At 69.0% G+C, this 13,675-nt stretch carries 13 protein-coding genes; 8 read left to right on the forward strand and 5 right to left on the reverse strand.

Features of this window, described 5'->3' with window-relative positions; genetic code table 11:
- The first annotated feature begins 38 nt into the window (after window positions 1–38).
- From D7Y04_RS06715 to D7Y04_RS06745, 7 genes are all read left to right on the forward strand, one after another.
- Window positions 39–425, forward strand: a complete 387-nt coding sequence (locus D7Y04_RS06715; protein ID WP_121758666.1) for a VOC family protein — start codon at window positions 39–41, stop codon at window positions 423–425.
- 94 nt (window positions 426–519) lie between these two features.
- On the forward strand, window positions 520–2,085 hold the full coding sequence (locus tag D7Y04_RS45070) for a hypothetical protein (RefSeq protein WP_199749624.1): 1,566 nt from the start codon (window positions 520–522) through the stop codon (window positions 2,083–2,085).
- A 3-nt stretch (window positions 2,086–2,088) separates the two neighbouring features.
- Window positions 2,089–2,499, forward strand: a complete 411-nt coding sequence (locus D7Y04_RS06725; RefSeq protein ID WP_120597594.1) for a hypothetical protein — start codon at window positions 2,089–2,091, stop codon at window positions 2,497–2,499.
- A 43-nt stretch (window positions 2,500–2,542) separates the two neighbouring features.
- Complete coding sequence (locus D7Y04_RS06730; protein WP_121758667.1) at window positions 2,543–3,625, forward strand: hypothetical protein; 1,083 nt, start codon at window positions 2,543–2,545, stop codon at window positions 3,623–3,625.
- Between the two features lie 108 nt (window positions 3,626–3,733).
- Window positions 3,734–4,393, forward strand: coding sequence for a hypothetical protein (locus tag D7Y04_RS06735; RefSeq protein WP_121758668.1), 660 nt, complete (start codon window positions 3,734–3,736; stop codon window positions 4,391–4,393).
- A gap of 4 nt (window positions 4,394–4,397) precedes the next feature.
- Window positions 4,398–4,634 (forward strand): hypothetical protein, encoded by a 237-nt coding sequence (locus D7Y04_RS06740; RefSeq protein WP_121758669.1) that lies wholly within the window; start codon window positions 4,398–4,400, stop codon window positions 4,632–4,634.
- Entirely contained in the window at window positions 4,631–4,996 is a 366-nt protein-coding gene (locus D7Y04_RS06745) for a hypothetical protein (protein ID WP_120595199.1), read from the forward strand. Before D7Y04_RS06740 ends, D7Y04_RS06745 begins: the two co-directional genes overlap by 4 nt.
- A 63-nt stretch (window positions 4,997–5,059) precedes the next feature.
- Here D7Y04_RS06745 and D7Y04_RS06750 read toward each other — a convergent pair whose 3' ends face one another.
- The 5 genes from D7Y04_RS06750 to D7Y04_RS06770 all read right to left on the reverse strand — a co-directional run bounded on the left by D7Y04_RS06750 (window position 5,060) and on the right by D7Y04_RS06770 (window position 11,893).
- A complete protein-coding gene (locus tag D7Y04_RS06750; protein WP_120595231.1) occupies window positions 5,060–6,274 on the reverse strand; it encodes an RICIN domain-containing protein in 1,215 nt (404 codons plus the stop codon).
- Window positions 6,275–6,402: 128 nt separating this feature from the next.
- Window positions 6,403–7,164 carry a type 1 glutamine amidotransferase domain-containing protein gene (locus tag D7Y04_RS06755; protein WP_121758670.1) on the reverse strand — a complete coding sequence of 254 codons (762 nt, stop codon included), beginning with the start codon at window positions 7,162–7,164 and terminating at the stop codon, window positions 6,403–6,405.
- Between the two features lie 39 nt (window positions 7,165–7,203).
- Complete coding sequence (locus D7Y04_RS06760) at window positions 7,204–7,911, reverse strand: response regulator transcription factor (protein WP_121758671.1); 708 nt, start codon at window positions 7,909–7,911, stop codon at window positions 7,204–7,206.
- Window positions 7,908–9,752 (reverse strand): HAMP domain-containing sensor histidine kinase, encoded by a 1,845-nt coding sequence (locus D7Y04_RS06765; RefSeq protein ID WP_121758672.1) that lies wholly within the window; start codon window positions 9,750–9,752, stop codon window positions 7,908–7,910. Before D7Y04_RS06765 ends, D7Y04_RS06760 begins: the two co-directional genes overlap by 4 nt.
- 11 nt (window positions 9,753–9,763) lie before the next feature.
- Entirely contained in the window at window positions 9,764–11,893 is a 2,130-nt protein-coding gene (locus D7Y04_RS06770) for a von Willebrand factor type A domain-containing protein (RefSeq protein ID WP_199749625.1), read from the reverse strand.
- Between the two features lie 143 nt (window positions 11,894–12,036).
- Between D7Y04_RS06770 and D7Y04_RS06775 the strand changes: the two genes are divergently transcribed.
- Window positions 12,037–13,653, forward strand: coding sequence for an NADP-dependent glyceraldehyde-3-phosphate dehydrogenase (locus D7Y04_RS06775; protein ID WP_121758673.1), 1,617 nt, complete (start codon window positions 12,037–12,039; stop codon window positions 13,651–13,653).
- The last annotated feature ends 22 nt before the right edge of the window (window positions 13,654–13,675 follow it).

Here is a 13,675-nt window from a genome sequence, read left to right on the forward strand (position 1 = left end):
CAGTGGACGGAACCGGCGAAACACCCAGGAGACACGAAATGAAGATCAGCGTGACGAGCGTGATGGTGGATGACCAGTCCAGGGCTTTGAAGTTCTACACGGAGGTCCTGGGCTTCGTGCTGAAGGTAGACGTCCCCATGGGTCCCAAGGACCGGTGGCTGACCGTCGTCGCGCCGGACGCGCCGGAGGGCACGCAGATTCTCTTGGAGCCCATGGGCTTCGCGCCCGCGCGCGTGTTCCAGAAGGCGCTGTTCGACACGGGCATCCCGTTGACGTCGTTCGGCGTCGACGACTGTCAGGCGGAATATGAACGCATGGTGAAACTCGGCGTGGTGTTCCGCAGCAAGCCCACCGTCATGGGCCCCGTCACCGTCGCTGTCTTCGAGGACACCTGCGGCAATCTCATCCAGATTGCTCAGGTGTAACGAGCCGTGTATCGGCCGTTCGTCGTATGTCACCCCGAGTCAGCCAGGGTTTACGCTGTGTCCTGGGTTTTCATGCTGACTGAGGGGGGATGTCATGACGCTGCGGATTCAATCCAGGGTACCGCCGCAGGAGCCTCGCAAGGGGCTCGCGGCGGGAACGGCACAAGGCAATACGACGCAGGGGACGCCGGCGCGTGCTCCGGAGGTGGCGGCTCGCCGGGCGGGCTTCTCCGAGCAGAGCGCGTTCGTCTCCAAGCAGCCGGACGTGACGTCCACGCTCAAGCGTGAGTTCGGCGCGCTGGCGTCGGACAAGCAGAAGTTCCACGAGACGATGCGGACGGTCTACGGCGAGGGCTACGACGCCGCCAAGGCCGAGCAGTTCCGACAGCAGGCCTTGAAGGGCGACTTCGGCTGGCTGCCGCCGGTGCGCACGGTGTCCGCGGAGACGCTGAACGGGGCCAACGGCGCCTACGACGCGGAATCCGGCACGGTGCTCATCAATGAGTCGCTGGATCCGTCGCTGGCGGCCTCCACCTACGTGGAGGAGGCGGGCCACCACCTGGACACGAAGCTCAACACCGAGGACGCCCAGGGCGACGAGGGCGAGCTGTTCCGCCGCATCCTGTCCGGGGAGAAGCTGTCCTCGAAGCAGGTGGCGGACATCCGCGCGGAGAACGACAAGGGCACCATCGTCGTGGACGGCAAGGCGAAGGAGGTCGAGTTCTGGAACCCCTTCAAGGCCATTGGTGACGCGGCCAAGGCCGTGGGCAACGCCATCGGTGGCGCGGTCACCACGGCGGCCAAGGCGGTGGGTGGCGCGGTCACCACGGCGGCCAAGGCGGTGGGTGGCGCGGTCACCACCGCGGCGAACTGGGTCGGCAACGCGGCGAAGACCGTCTGGAGCGGCGTGAAGAACGTGGCCAACCGCGCGGGCGATGGCCTGCGCAGCCTTCTCACCGGGGCCACCAGCACCGTGGTGGGCGCGTTCCGCAACATCGGAGAGGGGGTGGGCACCTTCTTCGGCGGCATCGGCAAGTTGTTCCAGGGCAAGTTTGGTGAAGGCTTCAAGCAGATGGGGCTGGGCCTGCTGAAGACCGTCGTGCAGACGCCGGTGGATGCCTTGCTGATGATGGGCGGACGGGCCCTGAGCGCCATCCAGACGCTGATTGGCGTGGAGCCGCCCGCGCGCAAGCTGTCGGACAGTGAGATCGCCACGCTGCGCAGTGTCTACGGGGACTCCATCGACTACTCGCAGATGCGCATCAAGGAGGGCAACTCCGGCCTCTTCAGCACCACCGGGCGCGCGTTCACCCACGGCAACACCATCTACATCCCGCCGGACAACCTGCCCCTGACGCCGGACCTGCTGGTGCACGAGTCGGCGCACGTCTGGCAGCACCAGAACGGCGGCACGGACTACATGAGCGAAGCCCTGGTGGCCCAGCACATCGGAGACGGCTACGACTTCGAGAAGGGCCTGGACGCGGGCAAGCCCTGGAGCGAGCTCAACCCCGAGCAGCAGGCGGAGTTCCTCCAGCAGGCCCAGCTCGCGGGCTACTTCGCCAACCCCGCCGCCGGCTTCCACTTCAACGGCAAGGACTACACGGCGCAGATTGAAGCGGCCATCGCCCAGGTGCGGGCCGGAAAGGGAGCCCCGTAGGCCATGCGGTCGCCGCGCCTCGCCAACCTGGGGTGGGCCTGGGTCCTGCTCCTGCTGCTCACCGCGTGCCGTCCGGTCCTCCAGGTGTCCCTGCTGGAGGGCGCGCGGCAGCTGCCCGCTCCGCGCTTCACCGTGGAGGATCCGGAGCACGCGGATCGCCCCCGCTACACCACCGTCCAGGTGTTGGACCGGGCGGGGGAGATGTACTGGCAGCTGCGGGCGGAGCCGTACGGCGACACGGCCAGTGTGGCCTCGCTGACGTACGGCGAGGCGCCCCCCGGCTTCACCGTGCTGGACGGGCCCCGGGCGCTCCAACCCGGGGGCCGCTACGCCCTGTACGTGGTGGGCAAGAACCGGGGCACGCTCCACTTCGACGTGGACCCAGAGGGGCACGCCACGGAGGTCTCCCCCTAGCGTGACGCCCCGGGCCCCCGGGGTGTTGCGCTAGCGTGGAGCCATGTCTTCGGAGCGCAGCAAGGGCCGTGTCCGCACGGTGGAGGAAGGGTTGGGGCGGCTCTCCTCGCGCGATGCGGGAACACGCGAGGAGGCGCAGTCGGCGTTGGAGGAGTTGCTGGTGTCCGGTGAGCCGGAGGCGCGGGAGCGGACCGCGCGGGCGCTCCTGGAGGAGCTGGGGCGGCCCGGGACGGCGGTCACGGAGCCCCTGCTGTTCCTGTTGCAGCGCAGCTGGTGGCCTCCGCAGCCGGGCCTCACCGGGCTCGCCGTCCAGAGCGTGCTGGCTTCGCTGACGCGGATGGAGGCGGACGCTCCGGCGCTGGAGAACGCCGCGAGCGTGCTCGCCGGGGTGTGCCGGGTGGATCCCTTCCAGCTCGCCGCGCTGGACGGGCTGTTCCAGCACCCGAGGGCCTCCGTGCGCGGCGCCATGGCGCGCGTCGTGGGCCGGCTGGGAACCGCCGCGGCGCCGGAGCTGCGCCAGCTGCTGGCGCTCCTGGAGGACGAGGAGGCCGTGGCCCTCTCCGCGCTGGAGTCCCTGGCCGCGCTCGCCCCGTTGGCGCCGGACCTCACCGCGCCCCGGCTGCTGGATCAGGTGCGCGATTCAGACGGAGCGCGCCTCTACCTGGCCCTGGTGTCGCTGCGGGGCCTGCTGGAGGAGTTGAACGGAGAGGCGCGGCCCGCGCCCGCGTTGCCGGACCTGGAGTCCGCGCTGCTGCGCCCGCTGACCGCGCCGGAAGCCCCCATCCGGCAGGAAGCGGCGGCATTGCTGGGGTTGAGCGGTCCGCTGTCGCCCGAGGCCATCGCGGCCCTGCGCGAGCACCTCCGTGACGAGAGTCCGCACGTCGCGGCCCGCTCCGCCGTGGCGCTGGTTCGCTCCGGCGCTCCGGCGGCGGAGGCCCTCTTCCTGCTGAAGGGCCAGCTGGGCCCGGCCGCGTCGCGCGAACTCCAGGAGGCCGCCGTGGCCGCGCTGGAGGAAGCGGATCCGGCCCGGCTGGGCCGGGCCAGGGGGATGCTGGAGACGGTGGCTCGCGACGCGGCAGGGCTGACGCGCGAGGCCCTCTTCGAGCTGCTGGGCCAGCTTCCCTGACGGCGGACCCGCCGCGTCCCCCCTCTACCCCCTGTCTTGACGGGGTCGCACTTCGCGGCCCAGGATTGGGAGTGCAGCTCCGTGGGAATAATCCCATGAGGGGGAAACATGGCTGGCTTCTTCGACGAAGAGGACGAGGCTCCGCAGTCCAACACCGCGCGGGTGGAAGAGGTGCGGCTGCGTCCGCGCGTACCCACCCCGCCCCAGGAGGAGTTTCCGCACCCGGGCCGGAAGCCCGGAGCGGGGTTCTTCTCCGACGCTCCCGAGCCGCTCCGGCGTCCCGGAGGCCAGGCGGATTTGCAGATGCCGGCCGTCATGCCGGATGACGAGGGGGGCTTCTTCGGGGGCAACCGCTCCCAGACGGAAGACCCCTTCAGCATGCCCTCCTCGGGGGAGGAGCCGGCGGAGGACCCGGTCATGGCCGGCATCGAGGCCGCGGGGAATGGCCGTTCCGCGAGCCAGCAGCAGCGGGACAAGACCTACGACGTCATCGGCAAGGTCGCGGGGGCCGTGGGCGTGGTCTCCGGCGTGGCGGACCTCGTGTATCCGGGCAGCGGCTCGGTCGTGCGGGGCGTGGGGAAGGCCATTGGCGGGGCTGCCGTGGTGGGACGGGGACTGGGGGCCGTCATGGACGACGCCTATGACCGGATCGATTCGAACCGCCACGAGCAGACGCAGGCGGACATCGCGCGGATGAAGGACCAGGCGGCGCGGGACAAGATCAACAAGAACACGCCTCGCGGCCACAACAAGATCACCGAGGACTGAGTCCATGCCCCTGCGCGCACATCCTGTGCAGAAGGAGTCGAAGACCCTCCTCTGCATCAACTGCCCGAACACCCTGCTGACCGTCCCCGCCAGCCGCTACACCTTGCAGCCGGACGACAGCTTCGCGAATCCGCAGGTCCTTTCGTTGTTCGCCGCGGTCTGTGACACGTGTGGATACACAGAGCTCTACAAGGAGGGCCCGCTGTTCCAGGGCGGCAGGTCCGAGGAGGGGGAGTCATGAAGACGAAGGTCGTGCTGGCCCCGAAGGAAGACATCCAGATGCAGTCGCTGGTGGCGACGCGGAGGCCCGATGACACGTTCTTCGGCACCTACCTGGCGACGATGACCAGCAAGCGCGTCTTCGCCGAAGACGCCAACGGCACGCTGCTCTTCAACTTCTACTTGAAGGACATTGCCCGCGCGGAGGTGCGCGAGAGCTTCTGGAAGGGCGATGGCATCCGGCTGCTCCTCCAGGACGGCAACGACTTCGTCTTCAAGCTGATGAAGGACGGCATCTACGAGGACGCGGACGCCGCGCGGCGGTGGGTGAACACCATCAACCAGGTGTTGCTCATCTGGCGCAATCAGACGCCCGCCCGCTAGGGGCGTGTCTGACGGATGCAGGTGGCGCTCGCCAGAGGCGCTGAGCGCCACCCGCATCGGGGCCTAGCACCCCAGGTTGGTGCCGGGGCTCACGCCGAGCAGGGAGCAGAACTGCAGGTACTTGTCGATGCGGCTCTGCACCTGGCCGGGGTTGCGGCCATAGCACTCCACCGACCCGTTGATGGTGCGGATGGTCTCACCGAAGCCCGCGCCGTTGACGATGGCGTTGTGGGCCGTCATGGAGCCCGCGCCGTTCTGCGTGGTCCAGAACCAGAAGCCCGTGCGCCACGCGGCGTTCGCGTCCTGGGCCAGCAGGTCCGGGTTCGACTGGAGCGGCAGGCCCAGCGCGTTGCCCGCCGCGCAGTAGTTGCCGTTCCACGACAGCTGCATGGGTCCGCGTCCGAAGTACCGCTTGCCCGGGGCGCAGCTGCACCCCGGAGGGCCCCACGAAGTGTCGCAGTAGTCGCCCTTGTTGATCTCCTCGATGTACACGAGCCCGCCCGTCTCGTGTGACACGTTGGCCAGGAAGGCGGCCACCTCGCGCTTGCGCGTGTCGGTGTCACCCGTCGTCGCCAGGCCCGGGAAGCCATTCGCGGCGGCGATGAGCGCGTCGTACGTGTAGAAGCCGTTGCGGCCGGGGAACATGGTGTTGAACATGTCGCGGGTGAGGATGCCCCCGAAGCCCGAGCCGCCCCCGGTCCCGCCGCCGGAGACCTTGTCGAACGTCCAGCGCTGGTTGTCGCGGTCCGCGTAGAACGGGTACTGGACGATGAGGGTTCCGTTGTCCGGCGAGCCATACGACAGGTCCATGGCCATGCCGGTGTGGCGCGGGTGGAAGCTGAACTGCGTGCCGCCCCGGTTGATGAACTGGAACTGCTGGTTGGCGCCGTCGACGTAGGTCCACTGGTGGAGGACGGCGTTCTCCGCGGTGCTCACCCCCACGATGTCCAGGGCCTTGCCGCTGTTGACGTTGATGATCTTCCAGAACCCGCCGGACGTGGGCGAGATGTGGAACTTCTGCGCGTTGGTGCCGTTGCAGTCCCACTGCTGCACCTTCGCGCCGTCCGCCGTGCTGGACGACGCCACGTCGATGCACTTGTTCGTCCGCACCGAGCGGATGACGTAGTCGCCCTCCGTGATGGTCGACACCACGGCGGCGCTCTCCACCTGGCCCACGGCTTCTTGCGCGGTGTCTCCGGCTTCCGGCCCCGAACAGCCCGCCAGCGCGCCCACGACTCCCAGCAACGACAGACCGCGGATCATTCCCTTGTGGCTCATGACGTCTCCCATGGGTACCGCCAGCAGATGGAGGAACTCCTGGGAGGTGTATTTGTACGTCCCAGGTAGACTTTGTTTTCTGAGAGAACAAAGTCTCCTGGCTTCATGCCATCAGGCTAGATATCCAGTCAATCCGGGGAATCCGAAAGGCGCTTCAGGAAGCGCTCCGTGAAGAGGTACGCGTCTCCCGGCCACCGCGCGGACACGTAGCGCCCGTCCTCCACCACGAAGGCGGGCGCGTGGTCCGTCGCGGTGCCGCGCTTGGACAGGACGCGGGGGCCTCGCTCGAAGTGGCTCGGGTCCGCGAGCGCGGCGGCGACCTCCTCCTCCACGTACGCGGGATAGGTGCGGTAGTAGCGGCCCAGCTTCCACGCGGTCAGCAGGTACGCGGAGCGCTCCATGTACTTGGGCAGGCACGTGGTGCGCGTGCCGTGGAGCACGCTCTTTCCGGTGGCGGGGTCCTTGGTGCGCGCCAGCACCAGCACGCCGTGGCAGATGGCCGCCACGGGCCGCTGGAGCGCCCAGAACGCCGCCACCTTCGCCTGGAGCGCGCCGCTGCCCAGGTACTGCCGCATGCCCGGCGCGTGGCCTCCAGGCAGCAGGAGCGCGTCGAAATCCGACGGCGTCACCGCGTCCCAGGTCAGAGGCTTCTGGAAGGCCTGCGTGAGCGTGAGGTCGCCATAGAAGCGCTTGGGCTCCGGATCCGCGCCCAGCTGTCCGAAGAGCACGCCGGTGAGCAGCCGCGGATCCGCGGCGGGCATGTGGCCCTTCTCCGTGGCGAACACCACTTCGTGGCCCGCGTCGGTGAGCAGGCGCCAGGGGACGGCCACCTCGGTGACATCGAAATCATGATCGGGCAGCGGGACGAGGACGCGGCGAGCGGAGGCCATGCGGCCAGTCTTTCCCGCGGTCCCGGGGCTGACAAGCGGTCAGGAGCCTCGCTCGATCTCCATCCGGTAGCCCACGCCTCGCACGGTCTGGATGGAGAAGCGTGAGGCGCTGGTCCACTTGAGCTTGCGCTTCAGGCTGGAGACGAAGTTGTCCACGGTGTGTGGGTCCACCACCACGTCCGTGCCCCAGACCGCGTCCAGGATTTCGTCGCGCTTGAGCGCCCGCTCGCGCTCCTTCAGGAAGAAGGCCAGTAGGTCGAACTCCTTGCGCGTCAGCTCCACCTCCGCGCCTTCGGGGGAATCCACGCGCCGCCGGTCCAGGTCCACGCTGTAGCCCGCGAAGCGCAGGACCTTCGCCGGGGCGACACCGCCACCGCGCTTCAGGTGGGCGCCCACACGTGCGAGCAATTCGCGCAGCCGGTAGGGCTTGCCCAGGTAGTCCTGTGCGCCGGACTCGAAGCCGCGCACCACGTCCTCCTCCAGCGTGCGCGCGGTGAGCATCAGCACCGGTACGCTCAGGCCTTCTTCTCGCAGCGCGCGGCAGAGCGAGTAGCCGTCTCCATCCGGCAGCATCACGTCCAGGAGGATGAGCTGGAAGTCGCGGCGGGACAGGTGCTCGCGCGCCTCCTTCACCGTGGCGGCCTCCTCCACGGCGTAGCCGCCCTGGTGCTCCAGGTTGTCACGCAGCGCGAGCCGCAGGTTCGGGTCGTCCTCCACGACGAGGACGGTGGGGGCGGCGATGGTCATGCGTTGCTCCGGGCCTCGGGGCGGTACTCGGGAAGGGTCAGCTCGAAGGTCGTGCCTTCGGAGCTGGAGGCCGCTACGCGCAGCGTGCCTCCGTGCAGCCGGGCAATCTTCCGGCACAGCGCGAGCCCCAGCCCGCTGCCGGGGACCTCGCGGCCGTCGCGGCCGGACAGCCGGTAGAACTCGCCGAAGACGTGCTCCCACTCGGACGCCGGGATGCCGGTGCCGTTGTCCGTGAAGTGCACTCGCCCTCCGGACAGCGTCTGGACGTGCAGTCGCACGGGGCTGCGGGTGTTGTACGCGCATGCGTTGCGCGCCAGGTTCGCCAGCAAGAGCCGCAGGAGCTGCGCGTCCGCGTTCAGCTCGCGAGCGTCCACGTCCGCCGTCAGCTCCACCGGCACCGGCGCGCCGGACTCCAGGTCCCGGCGCAGGTTGGAGACCAGCTCGTCCAGCCGCACCGGCGCGAGCTTCGGCACCCAGCGCCCCTTGTCGATGCGGTTGAAGGACAGGAGGTTCTCCACCAGGAAGCCCAGCCCGTCCGCCTCGCGGATGATGCGCGCGGGGTAGTCCTTCGCGTCCGCGCCCTCCGCCACCCGCCACTCCAGCGTCTCCGCGAGCAGGCGGATGGAGGCCAGCGGCGTGCGCAGTTCGTGCGACACCGTGGCCACGAAGTCGCTCTTCAGCTCCAGGAAACGGTACTTGCGCTGCTGCGCCACGAAGGCCAGCACCGCGATGGTGAGCGCCAGCGCCGCGCACAGGACCAGCATCAGCGTCTTGATCCGGTAGCGGCTCTCCAGCGCCTCTTCGCCCCGTGTCCACTCGGACGACTCCACCGCCACCGGCAGCGACGCCAGCGTCAGTACTGGCGCATCCCCCGGCAGGGCCACGTGTCCGTCCGCCTTCAGCAGGCCGCGCTCCCGCATCTCGCGGGTGAGCCCCGCCAGGAGCCCTGACAGGTCCAGCGCCAGCCCGCGTACGTCGGCCCCCTGGAGCGGTTCCAGGTACCAGCCGGACCCCGCCAGCACCGGCTCCCGCACGTCCTCCGGAAGGAGCAGCGGCGTCGCGGCCAGCTCGCGCGTCCTCGCTTCGAAGTCCGCCACCGGCACGCCCACGCGCGTGGAGAGCGCCACCACCTTTTCGCGCAGGAAGTCGAAGTCCTCTGGCGTGAAGCGCGAGCGCTTGAGCAACAGCAGCCGCTGCAAGCCCTCCAGCCGCCCTCCGCCCTGTCCATCCACCAGCCCGTCGCGCACCAGGGCCCGCATCAGGTCCGGCACCACGTCGCCCCGCGCCGCCACGTCCTCCAGCACTACCAGCATCGAGGGCAGGTCCCTCGTGGACGCGAGCACGAAGCGGGCGCGGTGCTGGAGCAGCGCCATCAGCGACAGCAGCGTGGCCCGCCGGTCCTTCGCCTTCAGCGACTGCTCCACCAGCGCCATCCGCTCCAGCCGTTCCTTCCAGGGCCCCTCGTCCTCGTCCGCGACCTCCGTGCCCGCGCGCAGCCGCGCGTAGCGGTCCTTCGCGGGCGAGTCCCCGGCCGTATCGAAGAGAGCCAGCCGCGGCAGCACCTGCTCCCCCTGTTCCCGCAGGTACAGCCCCGGCGTGGCCACGAGCGGATCCTCCTTCGCCGCGGCGAGCGTGGAACGCGAGGCATCCAGTCCCTCTCGCAGCGCCTGCCCCAACGACGCGCGGGCGTACTGCTCCAGGGCCTCGCGCCGGGAACGGAGCGAGGCCCGAGCATCCTCGCGTTCAGCGGCGAAGATGCGGTGGAGATAGCCCAGGCCGACCGCGAGCCCGGCGAGGCCGAGCACGAGTGCGACGAGGGTGGGCAGCAGCCTGCGCGGCATCCGGACAGTCCCTACTTGATGGTGGGGACGCGGTCGGCGTCCATTGTGCGCACCGGCGCGAAGGACTCGAAGCGGTCCTCGCGGCGGTCCAGCTTCTTCGCCAGCCGGATGAGGTTGCCCAGCTCCACCACGTCAGTGCGGGACTTCAGCGGCGTGCCCAATTCCTCCCACAGCGACACCAGCGCGTCGTAGGTGAGCGGGCGCGCCCAGTAGGAGCCGCGCAGCTTCTCCGCGAAGGCGGCGGCCACGTAGGACAGGCGGGTGGGGGACGCGGCCTTCTCATAGGCGGGGCGCAGGAGCGTCATGGGCATGGCCTTCTCGATGAGGCGCGAGCTGCCGCCCTCCGGGGCCTTGTAGCGGATGCGCAGCGTGCCGAAGTTCGTCTGAGCCGGGTCGCGCAGCTTCACTTCATAGAGCGCGGTGACGGCGTGGCCCGCGCCCACTTCACCCGCGTCCACGCGGTCGTCGTTGAACTGCTGCTTGGTGAGCAGCCGGTTCTCGTAGCCGATGAGGCGGTAGCGGGACACCGTCTTGCGGTCGAACTCCACCTGGAGCTTCACGTCCTTGGCCACCACCTGGAGCGTGCCGGTGAGGTTCTGCACGAAGATGCGGCGGGCCTCCTCCAGCTTGTCCACGTAGGAGTAGTTGCCTTCACCCACCTGTGCCAGGCGCTCCATCAGCACGTCGTTGTAGTTGCCCATGCCGAAGCCCACGGTGGACAGGGTGATGCCCGCCGCCGCCTGCTCCTTCACCCGCGCCCAGATGCCATCCGCCTGGGTGATGCCGTTGTTCGCCACGCCATCCGAGCAGAGGATGACGCGGTTGATGCCGCCCTTCACCAGGTGGCTCGCGGCCAGCGCGTAGCCCAACTCCATGCCGGCCTGCGCGTTGGTGGATCCCTCTGCCTGGACGCTGTCGATGGCGCTCAGGATGACGGCCGTCTGCGTGGCATTGGTGGGGGCCAGCACCTGATGGGCGGTGCTTCCGTAGACGACGATGGACACCCAGTCCCGCTCATCCAGCGCATCCACCAGCAATCGCAGCGAGCGCTTCACCATGCCCAGCCGGCTCTCCATGGCCATGGAGCCGGACACGTCGATGACGAAGACCAGGTGCGCCGGCTTGCGCTCGGCGCGGCTCACGTCGCGCGCCTTCACGCCGATGTGCACCACCTGGTAGCCCTTGCGCGCGGGGGAGGGGAAGCCCTCCACGTTCACGCTGAAGGGCGCGTCCGGGGCGTTGGCGTAGCCGTAGTCGAAGGTGTTGACGAACTCCTCCACACGCACCGCCTGCTCGTCCGGCAGCGCGCCGCGCTCCAGGTAGGCGCGCGTCAGCGTGTACGACGCCGTGTCCGTGTCCACGGAGAAGGTGGAGAAGCGCTCCTCCTCGGTGTCCACGGTGGGGTTCACGCCGTAGCCCTTGAAGTACATGTCGAAGAAGCGCTGACCCTGCGGGGCCTCGGTGCGCTCCGGCGCGGGCTGCGGCGTCGGCAGCGCCGAGGCCTGGGGCGCGCGGTAGACCGTCTGCGGCGTGCCGTCCGGGACGACGACGTGCATGTACGGCAGGGCCCAGGACGGGGCGCGCGCGCGGTCGTTGTTGCTGTTAGGGGCGCCGGACGCCGCCGACTCCGCCAGGGACTCGAAGTTGCGCGTCGCACCGCCCTGGCCCACCGGGCGCGCCACCGCGATGCGCTTGATGAACTCCTGGTCCACGTTGACGCCGTGGTTCGTCCCGCCCACGTCGATGACGGGGGGCGAGCCGACCAGGGTTTCCGTCGACGAGAAGCTCTCAGGGATCATCTCCACGTTCACGCGGATGGTGCGGTTGAGGAGTAGCTGGAGCTCAGGGCGGACGACAGGCCTGAACGACTCCAATTCGAACCGCAGGGTGTACGTGCCCGCGGGAAGCTGGGGGATGCGGTAGTTCCCATGGACGTCCGTGACGACCAACTGTTCGCCCTGCATGCTGGGGGAGGTCGCGGTGATGACCACGTCCGGCAAGGGCTTCTTGGTCTCGGTGTCAATCACCGTGCCGATGATGACGCTCTTGCCGACTGTGCCCGCGTCGGGCTGAGCCAGCACGGGCTCGGCGGGCATCATCAGGAACAACGGCAGGGTGCTTCTCAGGAGGGACTTCAGCATGGACCACCTCTCGCGCATCAGGGTGGAGCCATCATCCAGATGCGCCCCGCATCGAACCGCATGGGGGGCTCGTCTCCTCATCATGGTTTCATCATGAAGGGAAACCGTGCCGGGGGCGCGGTGTCTGATTAGAAAGGCCGTCCATGACGGCACTCGGCACCCTCTTTCCCACCGAAGAGCAGATTCCCCCCGGCGTGCGGCTGCCTGCCTATCTGGAGCAGCGCGAGTACCTCGTGGGAGGCGAGCTGCGCACCTGGACCGGCGAGCTCAACCCGGTGGCGAGCCCCGTGTTCGTCCGGACCCCGGAGGGGCTGAAGCAGAAGGTCATTGGCGCGACCCCGCTGCTCACCTCTCGTGAGTCCCTGGACGCGCTGGCGGCGGCGGTGAAGGCCTACGACTCCGGCCGGGGCGTCTGGCCCTCCCTCAAGGTGGCCGAGCGAATCGATCACGTGGAGCGCTTCCTCATCGCCATGCGCGCCCAGCGCACCGCCGTGGTGAACCTCCTCATGTGGGAGATTGGCAAGACGCAGCCGGACTCGGAGAAGGAGTTCGACCGCACGGTGGACCTCATCGTGGAGACCATCCGCGCGCTGAAGGAGTTGGATCGCACCTCGTCCCGCTTCGTCCAGGACCAGGGCATCATGGCGCAGATCCGCCGCGCGCCCATGGGCGTGGCCCTGTGCATGGGGCCGTACAACTACCCCCTCAACGAGACCTTCAGCACGCTCTTCCCTGCGCTCCTGATGGGCAACACCGTGGTGTTCAAGCCGGCGAAGTTCGGCGTGCTGCTGGTGCGGCCCCTGCTGGAGGCGTTCCGGGACTGCTTCCCGCCCGGCGTCATCAACATCATCTACGGCCGGGGCCGGGAGACCGTGGGCGCGCTGATGGAGAGCGGGCAGGTGGACCTGTTCGCCTTCATTGGCACCAACAAGGGCGCCAGCGAGCTGAAGCGCATGCACCCCCGGCCGCACCGCCTCAAGTCCGTGCTGGGCCTGGACGCGAAGAACCCGGCCATCATCCTGGAGGATGCGGACCTGGATAACGCAGTGAAGGAGTGCATCACCGGCACGCTGTCCTTCAACGGTCAGCGGTGCACGGCGCTCAAGCTGCTGGTGGTGCACCGGAACATCGTGGACGCGTTCCTCGCGAAGTTCACCGCCGCCGTGGACAAGCTCAAGCCCGGCATGCCCTGGGACCCGGGCGTCGCCGTCACGCCGCTTCCGGAGCCGGGCAAGGCGACATACCTCCAGGGGCTGGTGGACGACGCGGTGTCGAAGGGCGCGCGCGTGGTGAACCAGACGGGCGGGCAGGGGGCCCGGTCGTTCTATTCACCCACGGTGGTGTACCCGGTCACGCGCGACATGCGGCTCGCCACGGAAGAGCAGTTCGGCCCGGTGGTGCCGGTGATGGTCTTCGACGACGACGCGGAGGCCGTGCGGCTGGTGGTGGAGTCGCAGTTCGGTCAGCAGCTGAGCCTGTTCGGGAAGGACTCCGCGCGCGTCGGGCGGTTCATCGACGCGTTCTCCAACCAGGTGGGCCGCATCAACCTCAACTGCCAGTGCCAGCGCGGGCCGGACACGTTCCCGTTCAACGGCCGCAAGGACTCCGCGGAAGGGACGCTGTCCGTGGCGGACGCGCTGCGGGTGTTCTCCATCCGCACGCTGGTGGCGACGAAGACGACGCCGGACAACACCGCGCTCGTCCAATCCATCCTGACCCGAAGAGAGTCGGATTTCCTCACCACGGACTTCCTCTTCTAGTCCGGCCTTGGCCCTGGGTGGT

This window comes from Corallococcus sp. AB038B (assembly GCF_003668955.1).
In the GTDB taxonomy this organism is placed as follows: domain Bacteria; phylum Myxococcota; class Myxococcia; order Myxococcales; family Myxococcaceae; genus Corallococcus; species Corallococcus exiguus.